At 57.4% G+C, this 23,809-nt stretch carries 21 protein-coding genes; 11 read left to right on the top strand and 10 right to left on the bottom strand.

Features of this window, described 5'->3' with window-relative positions; translation table 11 throughout:
- Positions 1–8: 8 nt before the first annotated feature.
- Positions 9–1,196 carry an RNA-guided endonuclease InsQ/TnpB family protein gene (locus tag L7A20_RS07635; RefSeq protein ID WP_237197650.1) on the top strand — a complete coding sequence of 396 codons (1,188 nt, stop codon included), beginning with the start codon at positions 9–11 and terminating at the stop codon, positions 1,194–1,196.
- Positions 1,197–1,309: 113 nt separating this feature from the next.
- On the opposite strand, the gene L7A20_RS07630 is transcribed toward L7A20_RS07635, so the two are convergent.
- Both L7A20_RS07630 and L7A20_RS07625 read right to left on the bottom strand, forming a co-directional pair.
- Entirely contained in the window at positions 1,310–1,990 is a 681-nt protein-coding gene (locus tag L7A20_RS07630; RefSeq protein WP_237197648.1) for a response regulator transcription factor, read from the bottom strand.
- The gene (locus L7A20_RS07625) at positions 1,991–3,238 is read right to left on the bottom strand and encodes a sensor histidine kinase (protein ID WP_237222988.1); all 1,248 of its coding nucleotides are present in this window, start codon (positions 3,236–3,238) and stop codon (positions 1,991–1,993) included.
- A gap of 184 nt (positions 3,239–3,422) precedes the next feature.
- Between L7A20_RS07625 and phoU the strand changes: the two genes are divergently transcribed.
- Positions 3,423–4,079 carry a phosphate signaling complex protein PhoU gene (gene phoU, locus L7A20_RS07620; RefSeq protein ID WP_237186984.1) on the top strand — a complete coding sequence of 219 codons (657 nt, stop codon included), beginning with the start codon at positions 3,423–3,425 and terminating at the stop codon, positions 4,077–4,079.
- A gap of 97 nt (positions 4,080–4,176) precedes the next feature.
- Here the strand turns inward: phoU and L7A20_RS07615 are convergent, their stop codons facing one another.
- The 3 genes from L7A20_RS07615 to L7A20_RS07605 form a co-directional block, all read right to left on the bottom strand.
- Complete coding sequence (locus L7A20_RS07615) at positions 4,177–4,917, bottom strand: phosphoglyceromutase (protein ID WP_135013359.1); 741 nt, start codon at positions 4,915–4,917, stop codon at positions 4,177–4,179.
- Positions 4,918–5,047: 130 nt separating this feature from the next.
- The gene (locus L7A20_RS07610) at positions 5,048–5,362 is read right to left on the bottom strand and encodes a DUF2516 family protein (RefSeq protein ID WP_237222987.1); all 315 of its coding nucleotides are present in this window, start codon (positions 5,360–5,362) and stop codon (positions 5,048–5,050) included.
- A gap of 12 nt (positions 5,363–5,374) precedes the next feature.
- Complete coding sequence (locus tag L7A20_RS07605) at positions 5,375–6,556, bottom strand: trans-sulfuration enzyme family protein (protein ID WP_237199830.1); 1,182 nt, start codon at positions 6,554–6,556, stop codon at positions 5,375–5,377.
- Positions 6,557–6,623: 67 nt separating this feature from the next.
- On the opposite strand from L7A20_RS07605, the gene tmk reads away from it, so the two are divergent.
- From tmk to L7A20_RS07575, 6 genes are all read left to right on the top strand, one after another.
- Complete coding sequence (tmk, locus tag L7A20_RS07600; protein WP_237222986.1) at positions 6,624–7,328, top strand: dTMP kinase; 705 nt, start codon at positions 6,624–6,626, stop codon at positions 7,326–7,328.
- On the top strand, positions 7,325–8,482 hold the full coding sequence (locus L7A20_RS07595) for a DNA polymerase III subunit delta' (protein ID WP_237222985.1): 1,158 nt from the start codon (positions 7,325–7,327) through the stop codon (positions 8,480–8,482). The genes tmk and L7A20_RS07595 overlap by 4 nt, the downstream gene beginning before the upstream one ends.
- Before the next feature lie 34 nt (positions 8,483–8,516).
- Entirely contained in the window at positions 8,517–9,170 is a 654-nt protein-coding gene (locus tag L7A20_RS07590) for a YczE/YyaS/YitT family protein (RefSeq protein WP_237197634.1), read from the top strand.
- 152 nt (positions 9,171–9,322) lie between these two features.
- A complete protein-coding gene (locus L7A20_RS07585) occupies positions 9,323–11,428 on the top strand; it encodes an alpha/beta hydrolase (protein ID WP_237197632.1) in 2,106 nt (701 codons plus the stop codon).
- Positions 11,429–11,508: 80 nt separating this feature from the next.
- Positions 11,509–12,054, top strand: coding sequence for a hypothetical protein (locus L7A20_RS07580; RefSeq protein ID WP_237197630.1), 546 nt, complete (start codon positions 11,509–11,511; stop codon positions 12,052–12,054).
- 2 nt (positions 12,055–12,056) lie between these two features.
- Positions 12,057–12,317, top strand: a complete 261-nt coding sequence (locus tag L7A20_RS07575; RefSeq protein ID WP_237197629.1) for a hypothetical protein — start codon at positions 12,057–12,059, stop codon at positions 12,315–12,317.
- A 145-nt stretch (positions 12,318–12,462) separates the two neighbouring features.
- Here the strand turns inward: L7A20_RS07575 and L7A20_RS07570 are convergent, their stop codons facing one another.
- The 3 genes from L7A20_RS07570 to manA all read right to left on the bottom strand — a co-directional run bounded on the left by L7A20_RS07570 (position 12,463) and on the right by manA (position 15,452).
- On the bottom strand, positions 12,463–13,827 hold the full coding sequence (locus L7A20_RS07570; protein WP_237207071.1) for a PFL family protein: 1,365 nt from the start codon (positions 13,825–13,827) through the stop codon (positions 12,463–12,465).
- A gap of 12 nt (positions 13,828–13,839) precedes the next feature.
- On the bottom strand, positions 13,840–14,109 hold the full coding sequence (locus L7A20_RS07565) for an ACT domain-containing protein (RefSeq protein WP_237222984.1): 270 nt from the start codon (positions 14,107–14,109) through the stop codon (positions 13,840–13,842).
- A 143-nt stretch (positions 14,110–14,252) separates the two neighbouring features.
- Positions 14,253–15,452 carry a mannose-6-phosphate isomerase, class I gene (manA, locus tag L7A20_RS07560; protein WP_237207070.1) on the bottom strand — a complete coding sequence of 400 codons (1,200 nt, stop codon included), beginning with the start codon at positions 15,450–15,452 and terminating at the stop codon, positions 14,253–14,255.
- 138 nt (positions 15,453–15,590) lie between these two features.
- Here manA and L7A20_RS07555 point away from each other — a divergent pair, with 138 nt between their 5' ends.
- The 3 genes from L7A20_RS07555 (at position 15,591) to L7A20_RS07545 (ending at position 21,657) form a co-directional block, all read left to right on the top strand.
- Positions 15,591–16,994 (top strand): phosphomannomutase/phosphoglucomutase, encoded by a 1,404-nt coding sequence (locus L7A20_RS07555; protein ID WP_237199825.1) that lies wholly within the window; start codon positions 15,591–15,593, stop codon positions 16,992–16,994.
- A gap of 902 nt (positions 16,995–17,896) precedes the next feature.
- Positions 17,897–18,181 (top strand): hypothetical protein, encoded by a 285-nt coding sequence (locus L7A20_RS12040; RefSeq protein ID WP_336603462.1) that lies wholly within the window; start codon positions 17,897–17,899, stop codon positions 18,179–18,181.
- Between the two features lie 122 nt (positions 18,182–18,303).
- Positions 18,304–21,657 (top strand): type ISP restriction/modification enzyme, encoded by a 3,354-nt coding sequence (locus tag L7A20_RS07545; RefSeq protein ID WP_237222983.1) that lies wholly within the window; start codon positions 18,304–18,306, stop codon positions 21,655–21,657.
- Positions 21,658–21,771: 114 nt separating this feature from the next.
- On the opposite strand, the gene L7A20_RS07540 is transcribed toward L7A20_RS07545, so the two are convergent.
- Positions 21,772–22,959: a globin domain-containing protein gene (locus tag L7A20_RS07540; protein ID WP_237222982.1), complete on the bottom strand. Its 1,188-nt coding sequence runs from the start codon at positions 22,957–22,959 to the stop codon at positions 21,772–21,774.
- A 120-nt stretch (positions 22,960–23,079) separates the two neighbouring features.
- Positions 23,080–23,562, bottom strand: coding sequence for an RrF2 family transcriptional regulator (locus L7A20_RS07535; protein ID WP_237198763.1), 483 nt, complete (start codon positions 23,560–23,562; stop codon positions 23,080–23,082).
- Positions 23,563–23,809 lie beyond the last annotated feature (247 nt).

Genomic DNA, 23,809 nt, shown 5'->3' with positions numbered 1-23,809 from the left:
GGTGAACAATGAGTAAGCGAGGATATAAAACGAGGATTTACCCAACCAGCGGGCAAGAACAAGACTTGGCGCGTGTCTTCGGCTGCGTCCGGTTCATCTTCAACCAGTACACCGCCTACCGAGACTACGAGTACGAGAACCAGGTGCTGCAGCGTAAGACCCACTCACAATTACGCTCTATCCTGACCGTCAGTAACAAAAAGACAGCTTTCCCCTGGCTTACACAGGCCCCGGCAGCTGCCTTGCAAGAGTCCTGCGCTCAGGCAAAAGATGCCTACGCTGCAGTGGTGAAAAAACGTGCCGCAGGCAAGAAAGCAAGAACCCCCAGACGCACTCGTAAAGGGGTGCAGTCGTTTCGCCTACCTGGGGCCAACTCCTTCAAAGTCAAGGTTTATGACGCCAAGCATGGGAAGTTCAAGCTCTATATCCCCAAGGTTGGCTGGGTCAAAGGCAAAGCAGGGCGCAATGTAGAGAACGCCACCAGCCTTACCATCAGCAAAGATAGCACCGGCAAATACTGGGCCTCTTTTATCCTCGAAGCCCAGCACCACACTGTCACCCCCGCCCAGGCTGCCAGTATTGACCTGGGGCTTACCCACCTTGCCACTATTACCACTACTAGCGGGCAGCGATACAAGATTGACACCCCACAGTTTTACCAGAAAAACCAGCGCAAACTTACCCGTGCTCAACGCAAGTTTGCTCGCACCAAGAAAGGCTCAAACAACCGTACAAAAGCTGCCATTGCTGTAGCTAAAATCCACCAAAAAATCCGCAACCAGCGCAATGACTACCTGCATCAACTCACCTCTACTATCACCCGTGAAAACCAAACAGTGGCAGTAGAAACACTGAACATTACAGGGCTGTCGCGCACCCGGTTAGGGAAATCAATCAATAACGCTGCCTGGGCAATGCTGGTAAGCATGTTGGAATACAAACTAGCTACCGCCGGTGGAAGGCTTATCAAGATTGATAGGTTCGCCCCTACCACCCAGACCTGCTCTGTTTGCGGGGCCCCAGGTGGGAAGAAAGCCCTGAACATCAGGGCCTGGCAATGTCAGGAATGTGAAACCTGGCTTGACCGTGATTACAATGCGGCGGTTAATATCATGCTCGCGGCAGGGCTTGCCGAGAGCCTAAACGCTTGTGGAGAGGATGTAAGACGTCAGCTTGCTGGCGCTGTCCTTGTGTGAAGCAAGAACCCATCGAGAACTAGCCTGTGGTGGTGATGGCCGGTGATGAACTCGCCTGGTCGGAATCGCGGGTTAGTTGGTAGGAAGCCCCTCCCGTGAGGGAGGGGAGGAAGTCACGGTTCAAACTTGTAGCCCAGGCCGCGCACGGTTACCACATAGCGCGGGGAGGAGGGGTCAGGCTCAACCTTGGAGCGCAGGCGTTTAATGTGCACGTCCAGGGTCTTGGTATCGCCCACATAGTCAGCGCCCCAGACCCGGTCAATCAGCTGGGAGCGCGTCATCACACGCCCGGCGTTACGCAGAAGTATCTCAAGGAGCTCAAACTCCTTGAGGGGCATAGCTACGGTTTCGCCGGATACGGTCACCACGTGGCGCTCAACGTCCATGCGCACCGGGCCGCCCTCAATCGCCCCGGCGTCGTGCTCTTCGGGTTCGCCCTGGCGGCGCAGGACGGCGCGGATGCGGGCGATGAGCTCGCGGGAGGAATAGGGCTTGGTGACGTAGTCGTCAGCACCCAGTTCAAGGCCGAGCACCTTATCGATTTCTGAGTCTTTAGCGGTCAGCATGATGATGGGAACCGCGCTGGTGGCGCGAATCTGCTTACAGACCTCGGTGCCGGACTGGCCGGGGAGCATGATGTCGAGGAGCACCAGGTCTGCACCATTCCGCTCGAACTCAACCACGGCGTCCAGGCCGTTATCGACCACCTGCACCTCAAAGCCCTCACGACCCAGCAAAAAGGCCAGGGGCTCGCTCAGCGACTCTTCGTCCTCAACCACTAAAATACGGGTCACTTACTTTGCTTCCTTCGCAGTTTGAGCCGACCCCGCGGGGCGCGGAGCAGCGTTGGTGTTGTGGTCTGTTATCTGGGTGAGGGATCCCGTCGGCGGGTGCTCCCCCAGCAGGTCTTGTTCGGTTTCTTCATCGACAGTGGGCAGGGCAATCGTGAAGGTCGAGCCGGAGCCGGGCTGGGACCAGAGGGTCACCTCGCCGCCGTGCTGGCCCACAATGTGCTTCACGATGCTCAAGCCCAGGCCGGTTCCCCCGGTTTGGCGGGAACGCGCCGGGTCAACCCGGTAGAACCGCTCAAAGATGCGGTCCTGTTCGTCCTCGGGAATGCCCGGGCCCTGGTCTTTCACAGAAATTCTAACAGTGTCACCCTTCACAGCCATACCGATGCCCACCTTGGTGTTCTCGGGCGAGTAACGAATGGCGTTCTCAATCAGGTTGCGCAGGGCGGTACCCAGCAGCTCGGGGTCACCGTGGACCGGGCGGGGGGCCTTTCCGCCTACCAGAAGTTCAATGTTTTTACCCTCGGCTGTGAGGCGGTTACGGTCAACCGATTCAGCGACCACCTGCTCAACATCGACCAGGGTAGAGTTGAGCACCATATCGGTTGATTGCAGGCGGGAGAGTTCAATGACGTCCTGCACCAGTGCCGCTAACCGCCGGGACTCTTTCTTGAGCTTGCCCGAAAAGTAGAGCACCGACTCGGGATCGTCCGCCGATGACTCGATGGCCTCAGCCATAAGTCCAACCGCCCCCACCGGCGTCTTGAGCTCGTGCGATACGTTGGCAACGAAGTCGGTACGGACGGTCTGCGCGCGGGCGATCTCGGTACGGTCGTCAGCCAGCACCAAGATGTACTCGTCGCCCACCGGGGCCACGCGCAGGTCAATTACCAGGCGGCTCTGGTCGTAAAAGCCACGGGTTAAGATAATTTCTTTTTCGACGATAATGCCCTTGGAGCGCACCGCGTCGATCATCTCTAGCAGCTCGTCAGAGACCACTGTATGCCCGCGCACCAGCCCTAAGGCGTAGGCGCCCGGAGAAGCCTGCACCACCCCGTCCACGGCGTCCACCACCATGTAGGCGCGACCAATGACCGCCAGCACCTCGGCGGCGCCGTCGCTAATGGTCGGCTCTTCAACGTCGGCCCAGCGAGCGCGCTGACGCTCACTCCGTTGTACGGCGAGCATGCTCACCACGCCGATGAGGAGCCCCAGCACAGCGGCAGACAAAGCAATCACAGTAGGGTTCACATCTACCAGCTTAGAGCCTACCGGCCCTACCCCGTGCCCCGCAGACCCCCAAATATCCCGGGGTTCAACTAACGTTTACCCAACCATGTGCTTGTGTTCATGTGACCTTGGCACTCTAAAGGGGTAGCCATGGGCAGGAGTCTGCCCGGCACCCCACACTTCCCCAGATGGAAAGGACGCGCACGTGCGCAAAGTCTTCCAAGCCGAACTACAGCACGTCGGCGAAGAGCTGATTCATATCGCTACCCTGGTCCAGGAGGCTCTCGGCCGCGCTTCGGACGCCTTCTTGCAGGCCGATATTCAAGAAGCCGAAGAGGTTATCACCAACGATGCCCGCATCGACTTCATGCAAAACGAGCTCGATGAGCGCGCTATCGACATTCTGGCTCTGCAGGGCCCGGTAGCCTCCGACCTGCGCATGATTGTTGGCGCCCTACGCATGAGCTCCTCCCTGGAACGCATGGGCGACCTTGCCCGCCACGTCGCCCAGGTTGCCCGCATGCGCTACCCCGAGCACGTCCTGCCCGAGTCCATCGTGCCGGTCTTCCGCGAAATCATTGAGCTTGACCAGAAGATTATCGCCAGCGTCATCAGTCTGCTTGAGACCCGCGAGCTCTCCCATACCCAGGACATCATCAAGAACAAGATGCGCATCAACGAACTCCACGTTGAGGTCTTCAACCGCATGGCAGCCCCCGACTGGGGTCAGAACGCCCAGGTCACTGTCGATGTCACTCTGGCCTCCCGCTACCTGGAGCGCTTTGGCGATCACGGCGTCTCGGTGGCCCGCAAGGTTACCTACTTGGTCACCGGCGATTGGAACGCTGTACCCAGCATCTAGGCTGGTAGGTACCATCTCCGTCAGAAGGTACCACCTAAATCAGAAAAACCCACCTAGTTGGTGGGTTTTTCTGATTTAGGTGGTACCTACCGGGGATTTACTTCTTACCCTGGTTAGCAACAGCCTTGATGGCGTCCTTAGCTGCCTCGGGGTCCAGGTACTCGCCGGGGCCGACGGGCTTGAAGTTTTCGTCCAGCTCGTAGTAGAGGGGGATGCCGGTAGGGATGTTCAGACCGGCGATGTCCTCATCTGAGATACCTTCAAGGTTCTTGACCAGGGCGCGCAGGGAGTTACCGTGGGCAGCAACCAGAACGGTCTTGCCAGCCTTCAGGTCTTCCTTGATGTCTGATTCCCAGTAGGGCAGCATGCGCTCGAGGACGTCCTTGAGGCACTCGGTGCGGGGAGCGTTCTCGATGTCTGCGTAGCGGGGGTCGTTAGCCTGTGAGAACTCGTCGTTGTCGTCGAGGGCCGGAGGCGGAACGTCGTAGGAGCGACGCCAGGTCATGAACTGCTCTTCACCGTAGGTTTCGAGGGTCTGAGTCTTGTCCTTGCCCTGGAGCGCACCGTAGTGACGCTCGTTCAGGCGCCAGTTGCGCTTGACGGGGATCCAGTGGCGGTCAGCGGCATCGAGAGCCAGGTTGGCGGTGTTGATGGCGCGGCGCTGCAGGGAGGTGTGGACGACATCGGGGAGGATGCCGCGTTCCTTCAGCAGTTCGCCACCGCGGGTGGCTTCGGCGCGACCCTTCTCGGTCAGGGCAACGTCTACCCAGCCGGTGAAGAGGTTCTTTTCATTCCATTCTGATTGCCCGTGACGGAGCAGTACCAATTTGTAAGTCATACTCCCTATTATCCCACTCCCAACCCCCAAAGCAAAGATAAACCCACACATATTCACGGAAAACCCGGTCTTTTCCGGGGGTTTCTTCGTGAATATGTGTGGGTTTTTCAGACCTTAACGCAAGCTACGGCTAGCGGCGGCGCACCGCGACAGCGGGGCGGACGTCCGCGAGGAAGACGCCCACGGCGGTGGCGGCAATGAGCTGCATGAAGACAGACCCGCCACCGACGGCCAGAGACTGCCAGACCATCAGTACAGAGAAAGCAGCCGAGGCAGCAGTTACGCCAACCCAGAAGCCCTTGGTGCGTTTGAAGGCGCTCTGGTAGGCGTAGCTTGAAGCGCGGGCGGCCTCAACCAGGGCGAAGATCGACAGGGCGGCAACTACCAGGGCCAGGGCAAGGCCCACGTAGTAGGTGACCAGCATAATCAGGGCAATGGGGGTCATGGCGTCCGTTCGTTACTTGAGGTTTTCTAGGGCCGCAGCCAGGTCGTTGTAGAGGTCATCGACGTTCTCGATGCCTACCGACAGGCGCAGCAGCGACTCGGGGATTGAGTGGGGCTCCGAACCGTGGCGGCGGCGGCGTTCAATCAGTGATTCTACGCCACCGAGACTGGTAGCGGGCGTCCAGATGTTCAGGGCCTGCACTACGCGGTCGGTTTCTTCGGCGGTGGCGTCCAGGGTGATGGAGAGGATTGAGCCGAAGGTGCGCATCTGTGCGGACGCCCGTTCGAAGCCGGGGTCGGTGGGTAGGCCGGGGTAGCGCACGGCCTTGACCGCGGGGTGGGTCTGCAGGCGCTGGGCCAGTTCGAGGGCGTTAGCGGCGGCGCGTTCAAGGCGGACGCCCAGGGTGCGGACGCCGCGCAGGCCCAGCCAGGCCTCGAAGGGCCCGGCGATAGCGCCGTTGGTGGTGCGGTGGGCCTGCATGGCTTCGCGCAGGGTCGGGTTAGAGGTGACGGTGATGCCCAGCAGCACATCGGAGTGACCGGCGATGGACTTGGTGGCGGAGTGGACGACCACGTCGGCCCCCAGGGCCAGGGGGTTCTGGCCCAGCGGGGTGGCGAAGGTGTTGTCAACAGCAGAGACGATACCCAGGCGCTGAGTTGCCGCGAGGATAGCGGGCAGGTCGGCGACCTCCATCATGGGGTTGGTGGGGGACTCCATCCACAGCAGTACCTTGGGGGCAGCGTAGTTGATGTTCTCGGGGGTGGTACCGGCAGTAGCGGCGGCCTTTTCGAGTTCGGCAATGACGGACTCGGTGTTTTCAATGTCGAGACGGACCACGGTGGTGATACCGCGAGCTTCGAGGCGCTTAGCCATAGACACAGATGCCATGTAGGTGTGCTCGGGCAGCAGAATGATAGAACCTACGGGCACCAGATCCTGCACCGCGGCAACGGCTGCCATGCCGGAGGCAAAGACCAGGCCGGGCAGCTCTGCCCCTTCAAGGTCAGCGACGACCTCTTCGATGCCGTCCCAGCTCTGGTTGGAGAAACGGGCGTAGGTGTTGAGGTCTGAGGGGCCTGTCTGGCGGAAGGTGGACGACATGGCAATCGGCGGGTTCACGGGAGCCAGGTCGTCGTGGGCGGGGCGGCCGCCGGCCACCAGGCGGGTTTCGGGTGAGAGGTTCTGTTCAGTCATAGATTCAACGATACGCGCTTGTGCTGGGAGGGGGCTAGGATTTGGACGCCTTGGTAGGCTTATACCCGTGACCCACGCACTTATCTACACCCCAGAAGCCGACCCGGGCGTCCGAACCCTCCCGGCGGACGCGAGCAGCGCGGCCCGCCCCTACCTCGGCACCTTCATCGCCTTCGAAGGCGGGGACGGCTCGGGCAAAACCACCCAGATTAAACTCCTGGCCGAAGCCCTCACCCAGCGAGGCTACTCGGTGCTGGTCACCCGCGAACCCGGCGGAACCGACATCGGGGAGAAACTCCGCGCGCTAGTTCTTGAGCACGGCAACGGCGAGATTGACCCCCACACCGAGGCCCTGATTTTTGCTGCCTCCCGCGCAGCCCACGCCCACCAGAAGATTCGCCCCGCCCTTGAAGCCGGGCAGGTGGTACTCTGCGACCGCTACATCGACTCATCAGCCGCCTATCAAGGGGCCGGGCGGGGTCTGGGCATCGACACCGTGGTCGATCTCAGCCGCTGGGCAACCTCTAACCTGCTGCCCGACACCACCATTCTGCTCGATGTGCCCCTGGCCGAAGGACGCTCCCGCGCAGGTGCCCGGGGAGCTGCCGACCGCATGGAATCAGCGGACGACACCTTCCATCGCACCTTGCACGCCACCTTCCAGCAGCTAGCCGAGGCCAGCCCCGAGCGGTACGCCCGCATCGACGGAGCCCGCCCCATTGAGGACGTCCACGCTGACGTGCTGGCAGCGGCCCTGAGGAGTATCGCATGAGCGTCTTTGATGCCCTCACCGGCCAGCTCGACGTGCGCGCCCAGCTCACCCGCGCCGCTGCCGAAGAGAAACCAACCCACGCCTGGCTCTTCACCGGCCCGCCCGGGGCAGGGCGCTCCGACGCGGCCCTAGCCTTCGCCGCTGCCCTGCTCTGCGACCAGCCCGACCCGGCCGCCCGGGGCTGCGGGCACTGCCGCTCCTGCTCCACGGTGCTCAATGGCTCCCACGCAGACTTCCTGCACTTCGCCACCGAAAAAACCACCATCACCATCGACGAAGCCCGTGACTTCGTGGTCAAGGCCCAGGACCGCCCAGTGGTCGGGCGCTGGCGCGTCATGCTCATTGAGGACGCCGACCGCATGCCCGAGCGCACCTCCAACGTGCTGCTCAAAGCCATCGAGGAGCCCCCGACCTACACTATCTGGCTGCTCACTGCCCCCTCGCCCGCCGACGTCCTGGTTACCATTCGCTCCCGCTGCCGCCCGGTCAAGCTACGCCTGCCCTCGGTGGCGGACGTCGCCGCCCGGCTTCTTGCCGACGCGCAGGCCCGCGGGGAGAACCTAGAACCCCAGCAGGCAGATTTCGTCGCCCGCCTAGCCCAGGGCAACCTGGAGGTCGCCCACAAGCTAGCTACCGACCCCGAAGCCCGCAAACGCCGCAGCACCGTGGTGCAGATGCCCATTACCCTGCGCTCCATCGCCGCCGCCATGGAAGCGGCCGACGACCTCATCACCATCGCCGAGGCAGAAGCCGAAGCCGATGCTGAGGTCCGCAATGAGGCGGAACGCTCCGCCCTGCTCACCGCCCTGGGCTACGAGGACGGCGAAAAGCTCTCCCCCACCCACCGCGCCCAAGTACGCCAGCTTGAAGAAGATCAGAAACGCCGCGCCAAGCGCATTCAGACCGACACCCTCGACCGTTTTCTAGCCGACATTCAAACTGTCTTCCGCGATGTGCTGACCGTGCAGCTCTCCACCGGGGCAGAGATTATCAACGCCCACCTGGCCGACGATATCTACGCCTATGCCGAGCGCACCGCTCCAGAGCACACCCTGGCTCATCTGGACACGGTAGCCACCACCCGCCGCCGCATCCGCACCAACGCCGGGGCACGTCTGGCTTTTGAGGCCATGATGACCAGCTTCATCGCCTAGCCCCCCTGCCCTTCCTCTGTCAGAAAGCACCCCTATGGCCCAGTCCGCTCCCCGCCCGCTCGCCCATCTAGGGCCCCTCCAGCAGCTACGCGCAGGCAAGCTTGCCCTGCGCCTGCCCCTGCTTGTGGTCGGGCTGGTGGGGTTCGGGGCCTCCTGTGCCCTGCTCATCAAGGCAGGATTAGGCGCCCTGGGCTGGGACGTGCTCACCCTGGGCCTGATGGAAATCACCGGGCTCAGCTACGGGGTGCTGACCATTGCTACCTCTTTTGTGGTGCTGCTCTTCTGGCTGCCCCTCAAGGAAATGCCGGGCCTCGGCACCCTGGCTAACGCTGTTTTGGTGGGACTCTCAGCTGATATAGCTATGGATCTGATTCCCGATCCCACCGGGGTTCTCGCTCAGTGGGTCTATCTGGCGGTTGGCATTCTGGCCTTTTCCTTTTTTGACGCCCTCTACCTGGGGGCCCAATTCGGCTCCGGCCCGCGCGACGGTCTGATGACCGGGCTGGTGAGGGTTACCGGCCGGCCCGTCTGGCTAGTGCGCACCGTGCTTGAGGTGACCGTGGTGGCAGCCGGTATCGCCATGGGCGGCCACTTCGGTGTGGGTACCCTGCTCATCGCCTTTACCGTGGGGCCCCTCATCGGCTGGTTCCTGCCCTACGTGACGGTGCCGCTCACCCCTGGTAAGTAGCCAATCAGCAGAGAATCTACTGCTGCCTCAACGCCAAAATTATAGAAAAATGGGCTGCATCCGCAAGTAGGTTACGGTGCGGGTTCTGGCTACTCGGTGAATGTTATCTTTGAATAAACTGAAGCTGATTAAAGCAACTAGGAGATTTTGCAGTGTCAACTCTGGGTAATTTTTCGCAGGCCACTAATTCACCTACCGCTTTTTCTGTGGGAGTTTACCCGAGTGATTGGTCACTTTTTGATACCGGCGATCCAGCCCCGGGACACCCATTTGAGTGGCATTGTATTTCTGCAATGTGGCGCGATAAGGCGCAGGCACTTGACACAGCTGTTGTCTCTTTCAACACTACGGCATCTATAGCTGGCAAGGGCTACCAGATGCGCTATGTGAACGAGTCCTTGAATGCGGGTGCGCTTTTCACCGGCCATGCTAAAGCCGAACTACTGCGCATGAGCGAGGTCGCGCAGAGGTGGGCTGGCATTATGGCGCGCTTACAGTCACGCGCCCATACAGCCCACCGTATAGCCACGCAAGCCCAGGAGCAGATTGATGAGCTATCAGCCAAAGTTTCTTTTCTCTCTGCCGATATTGATTTTTTGGAGGCAGGCTCTGAAAGGGCGGAGGCTCAGCAGCAGTTACGAAGGGTTAGCGGACAACTGGAGGATGCCCAGGATGTCTTGGAGCAACAGCGTCAGGTGATACGGGAACTAGCCAGTGAGTATAGTGCAGCGGCTGCTACAGCACAGGGTTCCTACCTGCTAACACCTACAGGTGACCTTGTGGCCCGAGTGAGGGGCGCGCGTGGGGCCTTCACCCCTTCCCTCGCGCGGGCCTCTGGTGAAGTTAGCCTATTTGATTTGTCTGCAGAAACCATGCGAAGCAGACCACCGGTTTCAGCCAAAACATTAGCTAATCTAGCTAAAAAGGCTTATGAAAGCCCGGATGCTCTCAAAGAGTACCTGGCTTCTTTGGCTCAGCTTAGTCCTGCTGAGATTGCAGATTACGCGGCAGCTTACCCGGAATTAGCACGTTTACCGGTGGCGGTTTCACACCAGGGCAAGGATAACGCCCTGGTGGTGCGAGACTGGTGGAATGCTGATGGGTTCCAGGAGTTTGGCCTGACGGCTACTCAGCGTGCTGCCCTGGTAACGCATATGCCGGGGTTTGTTGGCAACCTTGAGGGGGTGCGCTACAGCGATAGGGACGCAGCCAACCGGCTGCTACTCGACTTCTATTTGGCTCACCCGGAGCTGACCTCAGAGCACGCTCAGAAGGCTCTGAACAGGGTGCAATGGGCGCTTGAGTACGAGCAAAACGGTGTTCGGCGTAGCCTCATCAATCTTGATCTGAGCCTGATGAATACGGAAACCTACGTGGATCCACGCGGTCAAACCAAGAAGCTCGACCTTGAGGCTACCGATGATGTGCTCATAAGCCTTGCCTACGGTGATTTGGATGAGGCTGATGCGGTGACGATTCTGAACCCGGGCATGCTCAATCACACCTACGCCAGCTTGGATCCCGATGGTGGTGATATGGCGCGTATGGGCCAGAGCATCTACCAGGATCAAAAAATAGCCTATAAACGCCATCCATCGCAGGTTGAACATGCGATTATCCTCAATCTCAACTATGTGACCCCTCAGGGGTTGGATGTGCTGAGCATGGGAGACGCCCGCCGGGCTGCTGAACGTAACGCCAATTCTGTGGATGCTCTCAACGTTCTGGGCAACTCTTTCTCCCTTGAGGAGCAGAACCGCAAGGTGTACTTGTGGAATCATTCCTACGGTTCCACCACCGCCGGGGAGACAATCCACAAGGTGCAGACTCCTGTTCAGGCTTACTATAATGTGGGTTCAGCGGGGTGGGTTAGATACTATGATGCTGCTCTGTTTGAGCACCTGGCTAAAGACGATCAGGGCCGGCCGCAGATGTACAGTGCCCTAGCCGATGCTGATTGGGTTGCCCAGCTTGGTATCAACTCCAGCTTACGTTTGGATCCCCGCACTTTCGAAAATAGTTTTGAGGTCTCAGCTGAGGTTTCTGCTGATGGTGAGGGCATGGCGGTGCAGGGCCACGATGTTCATCCCAAGGGTGGCGTGGGCTATAACACCCCTGGTTCTACCACCTATAGGGCTGGGATTTATATTACTACCGGGCAGGTTGACGAGATTCCTGCCGGGGATATCCGGTTCACCCCTGATGAACAGCCTTCTGCTCCTCAGCCCCTAGATGTTGATCCAAAAAGGAACGACTAGTGAAAAACCAACTAAGAGCAGCAGCCTCGTTGCTAGTTCTTCTTACCGTATCAGCCTGTTCCACCCATCAAGGAGGCCCCGTGGAAGACTCAGAACGCTACATCCAAGCACCCGTCCAAGACATCATCGACGAATGGATGACCTACCGCAACGGCAGCATCACCGCCAGCGGCAACGCCCCCTACTACTATGACGGGGCAGAAACCTCAGCCGTTGACCCAACCAGCACCGATATGCGCTACGATCTTCCCGGCACTCATTGCTACCTGACCGAAGACGACAACGAATCTGCGTACGCCACCCTCCATGTCTCAACAGCCCTCCAAGAAACTGATCCTGTCAATATTGACCAGGAGCTAGAGAAAGTCGCCAACTACTGGCGTAGCCAAGGCACCACTGACATCGCCTACACCGTCGTGGGAAAACATGAAAAGCAGATCAGCGCTATTACGCCCCTGAGTACCCGTCTGATTTACTCCGTCTACTACAAAGAAGGCCGTCTCATGCAGATGCTGCGGATGGACTCCCTCTGCGCTAAAGAATTCGGAGGCAACAGCCCCAGCTACCTAGGAGACTTCAACGAACGCTTCAACACCACGCCCACACCCACGCCCAGCCAGGAGTAGTTATGTCTTTAGAAATACATTTTGATCAGCTTCAAGAAGCTATTAGTTCATTTGAGGCTGGTAACAGAGCCTTTGCAGAGTCCGCATCGCTACCAGCGGCACAGACCACCCATGGTAAAGATGCCCTAGTAGAGGCACATAGTCTCGCGATGAGCGAGCTTGATACTTTACTCAGCACCGGTACCAACAATTTTGATCAAATACGCTCAGCTACCCAAGCGATTTTTGATGGCTTCAAAGCGGCAGACCAGGCTGGAGCCTAGAAGCACATCCAAGTATTAAGTGGGTCCGCAAGCACTCGTTGGGCTTTCAAAGCCAGCGAAACACAACAGGGGTGCTTTCTAGCCTGGGAGAGATTCGCCCGGCTAGAAAGCACCCCTGTTGGTCTACCTCAACTAACCACAGTCGCTAGTTGCGGAAGCCGTGCACCGGAGAAGGAATACGCCCGCCACGGGCAACAAAGACCTCAGCCGACTCGGGGTGGGCAGGCATGACGGGGGCGCGGCCCAGCAGACCACCAAACTCCACCATCTCGCCAACCTCCAGGCCAATCGCCGGGATAACGCGCACCGCGGTGGTCTTGTGGTTCATGACGCCGATGGCTGCTTCATCGGCAATCATGGCCGAAATCGTGGCGGCAGAAGTATCGCCGGGAATGGCCACCATGTCCAGGCCCACGGAACAAATCGCGGTCATGGCTTCGAGCTTATCCAGGGTAATCTTGCCGGCAGCAGCGGCCTCAATCATGCCGATATCCTCAGAAATCGGAATGAAGGAGCCTGACAGGCCACCCACGTGCGAGCAGGCCATGAGCCCACCCTTCTTCACCGCGTCATTGAGCAGAGCCAGGGCAGCAACAGTGCCGTGGGTACCCACCGATTCCAGGCCCATCTCTTCGAGCACGTGGGCTACCGAGTCGCCCACCTCGGCGGTGGGGGCCAGGGAAAGATCGACGATGCCGAACTCCACGCCCAGGCGCTCAGCGGCCAGGGTGCCCACCAGCTGGCCCATGCGGGTAATCTTGAAGGCCGCCTTCTTAATGGCCTCAGCACAGTCGTCGAAGGACGCCCCGCGCACCTTCTCCAGAGCCCGCTTGACCACACCGGGGCCAGAGACGCCCACCGAGATAACGGTATCGGCCTCCTGCACCCCGTGGAAGGCACCTGCCATGAAGGGGTTGTCAGAGACAGCGTTGGCAAAGACCACCAGCTTGGAGCAGCCAAAGCCGTGGGCCTCAGCAGAGCCCTCAGCGGTCTCGCGAATAACCTCACCCATGGTGCGCACGGCGGTCATATTGATACCGGCACGGGAAGAGCCGATGTTCACTGAAGCACAGACCACGTCGGTTTCGTTGAGGGCACGCGGGATAGAGCGCATGAGCTTCTCATCGGCCGGGGTAGCGCCCTTATCAACCAGGGCGGTGAAGCCACCGATGAAGTTAACGCCCACGGCCTTGGCAGCAGCGTCCAGGGTCTTGGCGAACTCAACGTAGTCCTCGTCGTTTGAGGCACCCGCTACCAGGGCAATCGGGGTCACCGAGATGCGCTTATTGATGATGGGGATACCGAGCTCAGCCTCAATGCCCTCAGCCACCTCAACCAGGCGGGCTGCCCGGGAGGTAATTTTGTCGTAAATCTTCTGGCGGGCCACCGCGCCGTCAGAGTCGGCACAGTCCAGCAGAGAGATGCCCATGGTAACCGTGCGGATATCAAGTTTGTCTTCCTCGATCATCTGCAGGGTCTCAAGAATGTTACCGGAACGGTCGCTAAACATAGTCGGTAACTCCTAGAGGGTGTGCATGGCCTGGAAGATGGCGTCAGACTGAATACGAATCTGCACGCGCTGCTCTTCTTCAACCGGCTTCATAGCCTCTTGCAGGTCGGTAATCGACTGGGCAGAATCGTCAAAGCTCCCCTGCAAAATCATGGTGAAGTAGCCCTGCATGAGGGTCTGGGAGACGTTTTCGATGTTGACCTTGCGCTCGGCGAGCTTGGTGGTCACACCAGCGATGATGCCTTCATGGTCAAGACCGGTGACGGTCAGAATAATTTTCACGAGGTTTCCTTGTGGGGACTTGTAGCCCCGCTCCCCAGGGGTGTGGAGCGGGGCGGGCTTTTTCGTCCCTTCTACTTTACCCAGTTCTTACCCCGACCGTGGCCTAGGCAACAGATAAAGCCGCGCGGCGGCGTCCTTCCGCCTTAGCGCTGGGCTGCGATGTAGAGTTCGCCGGCGCCGGTGACGGTCACCTCGGTGGGCTCGCCCACGTACATAACCGACTGGGTGCCGGTCAGGGTGAAGGTCTTAACCTCGTCGCTGACCACAACGGTGCCGCCCGCGCACAGGGCGGTGGCTACACCGGCCAGGGGAAGGGTGATGGTTTCGCCCTCTTCAACGACCAGGTGGGTGACAGAGAGGCGTTCGTCCCACATGGAGTACTCGGCGGCCTTCTCGCTGGTAGGGGTAGGACGCTGGATAGTAGGTGCGCCCTGGCCCTCACCGAGGATCTTAATGAGTTCTTCCTCATCAATGTGCTTGGGGGTAAGGCCGGCACGCATGACGTTATCTGAGGGGTTCATCAGCTCAATAGCAGTACCCGAGACGTAGGCGTGCACCTGGCCGTCGGGGGTGTAGGCAGAGTCGCCGGGGGCAAGGTAGACCAGGTTCATGACCAGAGCGACCAGCAGGCCGCGGTCGCCGGGGTACTTGCTATCAATCAGGGTTACTAGCTCGGCAACACCGGCGGCGGTTGATTCGCTACCGGGAACTTCACCGTTCTTGGCTACCCAGGTACGCGCGGACGCAACGGTCTGCTCGACAGCTGCCGCGGCGGCGTCCTGCGGCATGCGGATAATGACGGTGAGCAGCTCCTTGGCGGTCTTAGCCGCGCCCAGGGCCCCGGTGAGCCAGGGCAGGGAGAAGTGCTCGGCAATAGCGCGCAGCTCTGCGAACTCGCGCACGCCGGTCAGGATGCGCATGGGCGACAGGGCGATGACGGTTTCGGGCTTAGAGAAGCGATCCTTGTAGTTACGGGCCGGGTCGTCAAGGGCGATGCCGCGGGCGTTCTCGTCCGCAAACCCAGCCTGGGCCTGCTCATCGGTGGGGTGCACCTGAATCGACAGGGGGGATTCAATGGCAAGAATCTTGAAGAGGAAGGGGAAGGTATCGCTGGTGCGCTGCGGGTTGAGGAAGCGGGCAGGCTGCTCGCCCACCAGGGCATCGAGCGGGAAGGCGCCGCCGTCCACGTGAGCTACGGAGGGGGCGGACGCGTGCGCGCCCACCCACAGCTCAGCCTCCGGCTGATCGGTGGGGGCGGGGACGCCGCGCATAAGGGCCAGTGTCTCGTAGGAGCCCCAGGCGTAGTTCTGAATCGGATTATCTAAAGAAAAAAGTTCACCCATAGGCACCATCAAACCATGCTCCAGCCCCGCCCAGAGGCAGTTTATGGTCTAGAAAGCTGGTGTTTATCGCCATAAATCACACAGGAAACCCACCCGAGTACTGTCTAAACAGGTCACAGGGCAATTAGACTTACTCTCGTGAATACTATTGATTTAACCGCATCTTTTAAGGCTTACGATGTTCGCGGCATCGTGGGCGAAACCATCACCGCCGAGACCGTTCGCGCAACCGGCGCAGCTTTCGTAGACGTTCTCGGTCTGGCAGGTCAGGACGTCCTGGTCGGCGCTGACATGCGCCCCTCCGGCCCCGAGTTCATGGCTGCTTTCGCTGAGGGCGCTACCGCCCGCGGCGCTAACGTCATCAACATCGGCCTGATCTCTACCGACGAGCTCTACTTCGCCTGCGGCGTTGAGAACGCTGCCGGTGTCACCTTTACTGCCTCCCACAACCCTGCCGAGTACAACGGCATGAAGATGTCTAAGGCAGGTGCTGTTCCCCTCTCATCAGAGTCCGGTCTCTTCGATATTCGTGACCTGGCCCAGAAGTACCTGAACGAGGGTGAAATTCCCGCCGTTGAGGCTCCCGGTTCTGTTTCTGAAAAGGACGTTCTCAAGGCCTACGCCGAGTACCTGCGTAACCTGGTCGACCTCTCGGGCATCCGCCCCCTCAAGGTTGTTGTGGACGCCGGTAACGGCATGGGCGGTCTGACCACTCCCGCAGTTCTGGGCGACGCTATTCTGCCCGGCCTGCCCCTGGAGATTGTGCCCCTCTACTTCGAGCTGGACGGCACCTTCCCCAACCACCCCGCCAACCCCCTGGAGCCCGCTAACCTGGTTGATCTGCAGAAGGCTGTCGTTGAGCACGGTGCAGATATCGGTCTGGCTTTCGATGGCGACGCCGACCGCTGCTTCGTCATCGATGAGAAGGGCGAGCCCGTCACCCCGTCCGCTATCACCGCCCTGGTGGCTGAGCGCGAGATTGCCCGCGCCAAGGCTGAGGGCAACAACGAGCCCGTCATTATCTACAACCTGATTACCTCCAAGGCTGTACCCGAGCTGGTTGAGAAGCTGGGCGGCCGCGCTATTAAGACCCGCGTGGGCCACTCCTTCATCAAGGCTGTGATGGCCGAAGAGTCCGGCGTCTTTGGTGGCGAGCACTCCGCTCACTACTACTTTAAGGACTTCTTCAACGCCGACACCGGTATGCTGGCCGCCATGCACGTACTGGCTGCCCTGGGCGAGAGCGAGCAGCCCCTCTCTGAGCTGGGTGCTGTCTACTCCCCCTACGTTCCTTCCGGCGAGATCAACTCTGAACTGGAAGACAAGGCCGGTGCTATCGCCCGCGTTGCCGACTTCTTCGGCGACACCGTTGAGGTCTCCGACATGGACGGCACCACCTTCGAGCACAAGACCGAGGGCTGGTGGGCCAATCTGCGCCCCTCCAACACCGAGCCCTTCCTGCGTCTGAACCTTGAGGCCCCTGACGCGGCAACCATGGAGCGCGTGCGCGATACCATCTTGAAGATCGTACGCGAGGGCTAAGCACCCCAAGCACCTCCACTTTGTACCAGCTCCTGCCCACTTTTCAGGCTTAAAGTGAGCAGAGTGCGGTACAAAAGGTAAAAATAAGGACGCCCGCCCCACCTTCTTTGCCACATGGCAAGGAAAGCGGGGCGGGCGTCCTTTGCTAACACAAACAGACGCAGCTAGACCGGGTTAAGGGCTATAGGGGTCATAAAATAAAGAAAGCCCTCACAGGACTCAACCTGCAAGGGACATTTCTCAATAAATATACCGGAGTCTCTTAGATACCAGCAGAACACTGGTGGCTCGGTCTCTGTAGCCCAGACTATCAGAAACTAGACTAAACTGCTATATACCACTAGCTGTACAGATATTGTCGAGAAGATCCTAATCTAATGACTTTTAACTTCGAGGACTACATAGCTTCAGAGCGGTTTGCTCCCTACAGATCTTTTTCTTCATCTCTAGAATCCCAGCGGGCACTTTACTTATGGAACTGTGAGTTATCCCTAGAGATGAGTAAAGCCATAGGGCATGCTGAAATATTCCTAAGAGAGTCTATCGATCAACAGCTCAGACGATGGAACCGTCTCCAGCCTGCAATAAACGGATCTACTCATAATCAAGCAGGTCAGCCCTTACATCATAGTGACCCTCGACGCCGGGCAGCAGGTGGTTCAGAAGAATGGCTAAAACACCCCTCACAGAAGCTGGCCAACCTGCTCCTATCAAAACGAGGGAACAGAATCGTCTCCGAATATGACAGCGCTTATACAAGAGCTCAAAAAGATCTTAATGCTCGGGTCCTTTCTCACCCACGCCACGGTGCACCTATCACTCATGATGATGTTCTTGCGCATATAACGTTAGGCACCTGGAAGCGTCTTTTACCAGATGGGCGCCTTAACACCAGCGCTCCGTTGAAAAGTCATCAGGTTCGCACCAAGCGCTCCCAGCTGGATTTATGGGAACAGGCCCTCTGCAAGGCTTTCCCCTACGAGCCAAACCCCTACGTCGTCTCATATCGGCTAACCCAGATACATATTGCCCGCAACCGAGTTGCCCACCACGAGAGCCTACTCAATACCAACGTACGCGAGATTCATCGCGCAACGGTGAGACTTGTTGCTTCAATCCACCCCGATTTGGGTAGCTGGTTAGCTAACGAATCCCAAGTTATCGAGTGCTGGAAGAACCATCCTTAAATTGATAAGCCCCCTAGACAAGAACTACTGCAACTCATTCTTTACTCTTGAATATATGCGCTACCCTTGAGAGTGATAATCATAGTTATGTGATGTATCACCAATAGGTTAAAGGATTTGGTATGCCTACACGCCCGCATAGTTTCAACACAGCTGTTGAAACCTACATTGAAAAGATCAGTCGTCTAAAGCATGAAATTGAGTTAGACAACCGTGTGAGTCCCGAAGATCAGCTGAAACTCCCTGTTGCGAACTTTCTAGAAAATGCTGGCGAGCTTTTGGGGCAGACGGTCCACACTTCGACAGAGCATCGACAGGTTTCTGGCGATATTGTAGAGGGGGTCAGGCTAGATATAGCCGTTAAGAAAAACAATGGGCCGCTAATAGGGCATGTAGAGCTCAAATCTCCTTCAAAAAGTGCTAACCCACAGAAAAAGATTGGCTGGAGCGCCCACGACAAAACACAGTGGAAAAAGCTGGCCAATCATCCTAACCTGCTCTACTGTAACGGTTTCGAATGGTCACTAATGAGGCAAGGCTCCAATACGCCCTTGGCCCATGTAGATCTAGACCCTTCGAAAACCGGCAATGACGCGCAAGAACAAGCTAATGCTCTCGAAAGTCTACTAAAGCAGTTCCTTCGCTGGACTCCCATCGTGCCCTCAAAGCCGAAAGACCTCGCACAACAGCTAGCTCCTCTTACCGCTTTTCTCAGAGATTCTGTTCTCGATACTCTCGCAGTTGCGACGGAAGGCCGTGGATTACCTGTTCTCTACAAAAACTGGAGCACTAATCTCATGCCAGGAGCTACTCACAAAGAGTTCTCTGATAGCTTCGCTCAAACATTTACCTACGCACTTTTGTTGGCGCGTATTGAGTCAGAGCTGAATAGTGAAGATTTCAGTGTTAATGCTATTAGCGACTCGCTCAGAAAGAATGGCCATAAGCTCATTGCATCAGTTCTCCAGCTGATGAGTCAGGAGTCCTACCGAAAAGATGTTGAGGGGCCTATCACCCTGCTTGAAACCACCATCGGTGTAATCGATAAAAACCAGTTTTCCCGTTCGATAGATCCCTGGCTTTACTTCTACGAAGACTTTCTTGCAGCTTACGACCCTAAAATGCGCAAAGATGCAGGCGTATATTACACCCCTATCGAAGTTGTAAATCTGCAGGTACGCCTTTTAGACGATATTCTGAAAACACGCTTTGGGCGTCATGAAGGTCTAGGGTCAGAAGACGTCAGCATCCTTGACCCTGCTGTTGGCACAGGTGCCTACCCACTTGCGGTTGCAAATCATGTGCTAGCTCATTCAGAAACACCTCAGATTGATGCACGAAGCTTGGGGAGCAGGCTCTACGGGTTTGAGTTACTAATGGGTTCTTATTCAGTTGCTCATTTGCGCCTAACGCAGGCTCTTGAGCAGTACGGAGCTAACCTCGATGAAGGCGCCAATATATACCTAACCAATACGCTCACAGATCCAGGTACCATCTCGGCAGATAACGAGCAGATAGAAATTTGGGAAGTTCTAAACCAGATTAATGAGGAAACCCGAAAAGCCGGAATAGTTAAGAGCGACCGAACCAAGATTCGAGTTATTCTCGGCAACCCTCCCTATGACCGTGGTTCTCGAGAAAAAACTCTCGGTACCGGGTCCGACAATTTTCCTAACATTGTTCTCCAAGAGGTCCGAGGGCGCCAGCCATTATTAGAAGATTTTATTAGTCCTCTTAAAAAAATTGGTGCCGGAGGGCAAGCAAAGAATCTCTATAACAGTTATGTGTATTTTTTCCGGTGGGCTATCTGGAAAGCCTGTGAGCAGCATAGAGATAATGCTGGCGTAGTCTCTTTTATTACTTCTTCCTCTTACCTACGTGGTCCAGGTTTGGCTGGGATGCGTGAATATATGCGTAAAGTGTTCGATGAAATCTGGGTAGTGGATCTTGGAGGTGAGGGACGTGGTGCGCGCCGAGAAGAGAATGTTTTCAGTATTCAAACCCCGGTAGCTATTTTCTTCGGTATTCAGCATGAGAAAACTTCAACCGGCTCAGTAAAAAGGCACTCAGATAGACTCGCGCAAAAAGCGAAAATCCATTATCTAAAAATTAATGGCACTCGTCAGCAGAAACTCAAGCAACTAGCAGAAATCAACGTGCCAGAACATGACACCAAATGGTCTAGCGTGGTTGCAGCTGATTGGAATGCCCGATTTGTTGCAGATAGTACGGAGTCCCTTGAAAAATTTGTCCCCCTAGACTGGGTATTCCCCTGGTCTCATTCTGGAAATAAGGCAGGGCGGCGCTGGGTCATTGCACCAGCTAAATCCGCTCTACAGAATAGATTATCTCTGTTACAAAGATCAGGCACCCAAGGCCAAGAACTATTTGATGAATCTCCATCCGGGAGAAAGTATAAAACTACTTCAAAGTCTGATTTAATACCAGGATCAGTTTCAACTACTCCTATTTATCTTGATGATGCTTTACCTGATATGCAAATCCAGAGATATGGATATAGATCTTTTGACAGACAATATCTAATAGCAGACCACAGGGTAATAGATAGGCCAGGGCCAAGTTGGAACAACTACAGTGGAAGCCAGGTATATTTCTCTACCCTCTCGACGACCCCTTTGAGTCAGGGCCCTGCACTGACCGTATCGCCGTATGTCCCTGACCTACATTACTTCCGAGGATCTTTTGGAGCAAAAGATATCTATCCTCTCTACCGGTCCAGCACCCAGGACAATCCCAATATCTCAGCTTCTCTCCTTAAGGTACTAAAGGAAAAATATAAACAAGATGTTACTGCTGAAGAAATCGCCCATTATGCCTTCGGAATCATGGGTACAGGTGCTTTTGTAGAGAAGTATTTAGAAGAGCTTACCGAGTCCGCACTCAGAGTTCCTTTCACAGCAAGTTATGAACTCTTCCGTGAGGTAGCTCAGTTTGGTGAACTCCTTATCTTTGAGCAAACGTGGGGCGAACGTTGCGCAGGAGAACTCAACCAATTTGGCCAGCAGGTGCGGCGTCGTTTTACCGGTCAGGCAAAGCTCAAGCATGCAGTAACGCCTTCAAAGTACCCCGAAAACTGGCAGTATGATGCTGAAACCAAAGAACTTGTTGTAGGAGACGGGGTATTTGCTGCCGTACCTGAGAGCGTAATGAAATATAGCGTCTCTGGCATGCCTGTTGTCAGCTCGTGGTTAGGCTACCGTATGAAAAATCCCTCGGGGAAGTCATCCTCCCCGCTAGACAGGGTTCAAGCGACGCAGTGGTCTTTCGATCGCGAACTTTTGGAGCTCCTATGGCAAGTGGAGTTCTTTACCGCCGCAGAAGAAGCTGGTCATTCACTCCTCGATAGAGTTGTCAGTAGCAAGATTATCCCCGTGACTAGCTTTGTAGAACCCACTGCCGATGAGAGAAAAGTACCTTCTCAGAAGAAAATTATTTCTGAGGATACTATTTTTTAGGTGAAGAGCGTTACAAATCGAATAGATTTTTAGGAAAGGACGCCCGCCCCGCTTTCCTGCCATACGGCAAGGAAGGTGGGGCGGGCGTCCTTTTCTATCTACCTTTAGGTCAGCTTAAGCGGCACGGGCCTGGTCGTGCAGCATCCACTGGTCGGGGCCGAAGATTTCGTACTGGATCTGAGTGCCGGGCACACCAGCTTCTACCAGCTGGGAGCGGACGCCCTGCATGAAGCCCAGGGGGCCGCACAGGTAGGCAGAAGCGTTAGCGGACACGTTGAGCTCAGCCACATTGACGCGGCCCTCGAAGTCGCCCTCACCGTCCGCCTCGATGAAGGAGACCAGGCGGCCGTTCTCGAGCATCTCAACGTAGGCGGTCATCTCATCGCGCAGGGGCCAGGTGGTGAAGGAGCGGTCGGCGTGTACAACTACGACCTCGCGCTTGGAGCCGGTTGCTGCCAGCTCGGAGAGGAAGGCAATCATGGGGGTGACGCCGATACCGGCTGAGAAGAGGTAAAGGGGCTGGGACTCGTCGTCGCCGAACCCACCCAGGGTGACGTCACCGTAGGGGTTGGAGACCTCAACGATAGCGCCAACCTGCAGCTCGTGAAGGATGGGGGTCATTTCGCCGGCGGTATCGAGCTTGATGGCGACGCGGCGCTGGTTCTTCTCGGCGGGCAGCAGGGTGAACTGGCGGGCCTGGCGCAGGCCGTCCTTAGCCTTGGTGACGATAGAAACGTACTGGCCGGCAACGGCGTCGGTCATGGCGACGGCGTTGGCGGGCTCGAAGGTAAGGTCGAGCACGTTCTCGCCGGTTTCCTTGCGCTCTACCAGGCGGAAGGGGGCGAACATAACGTCGTTGGCCTGGGAGGCGTAGAGGCCCTTTTCGAGCTTAATGAGGGCGTCGGCCATGAGCCAGTAGACCTCGGTCCAGGCTTCTGCGATTTCGGGGGTCAGAATGTCGCCCAGGTTAGCGGCAATAGCCTCGAAGAGGTACTTGTAGACGGTGGGGTATTCTTCTTCGCGCAGGCCCAGGGAAGCGTGCTTGTGGGCAACGCGGGAGAGTACCTCGTCGGGGTACTTGTCGGGGTTGGCCAGGATGTAGGAGGCAAAGACCGCGATGGAGCCAGCCAGAGCCTTGGGCTGGGTGCCTTCGAGCTGGGATGAGCGGGAGAACATGCCATCGAGCAGGTCGGGGCGGGCAGCGAACATGCGCTGGTAGAAGTCGGGGGTGATGTCGTTGATACGCTCGGCGATCACGGGCAGGGTTGCCTCGATGACGGGGCGGGACTTGGCTGAGAGCACAGCTCCTCCTTGGTGACAGAGTGTTGTTAAACTACCATCAATTTAGCATACTAAATGCTAGTTTTGGGAGAAAAAAGAACCGCCCCCGCGCTCGAAGCACGGAAGCGGCGATGAAATGGCTTATGAGGCAAAGGACGCCTGGGGCAACTTTTTCGTCTGGGCCAGGGGGCCCAGACCCAGCTCCACAAAGACCGGGCCCATCTGCTGTTCGTTGGGCAGTTCAGAAATAACAACGGGGTCAAGCATTTTAAAGAACTCTTCGCGGGCGTTAGCCAGAATTTTTTTCAGGGAACAGGCATGACGCATGGGGCATTCATTCGCGCCGCCCTCGCACTCCACCATGGGAATATCGCCCTCGGAGGCACGAAGTACCTGTCCTACCGTGGCACGGGCACCGGCCTCTGACAGGCGAATACCACCGGTGCGTCCGCGGGTGGACTCTACCAGGCCCATGTTGGCTAAAAAGGCTACTGACTTCGCCACATGGTTGTAAGGAGTACCCACCCCCTCAGCGATTTTCTGGGTAGAGATCTGCTCCCCCTCTAGGCCCGAAAGCAGCATCAGGACGCGCAGTGACACGTCAGAAAATGCGGTAAGACGCACGGGCCTACTCCTTGATTCATCGGCGGGCAGATATATCTTTCTTTCACGGTACCGCTAAAAAGGTTCACGATTCAACCTTCGGTCTCACCACCACTGTCACACCATTACTCCAGCGTCAGCAGATACCGATTGCAAGTGCACTTAGCTGCAAGGAGCTTCACACGGCACACCTGTCCAGTCATTTGTAGCAGTTCGAGCCCCTGTGAGAGTAGTATTGATACTGTAAACACTCGCGGGCACACACCCA

The organism is Rothia nasimurium (assembly GCF_928381415.1).
In the GTDB taxonomy this organism is placed as follows: domain Bacteria; phylum Actinomycetota; class Actinomycetes; order Actinomycetales; family Micrococcaceae; genus Rothia; species Rothia nasimurium_H.
The sequence above is the reverse complement of the archived record's forward strand: the minus strand, read 5'-3'. Positions and strand labels throughout refer to the sequence as shown.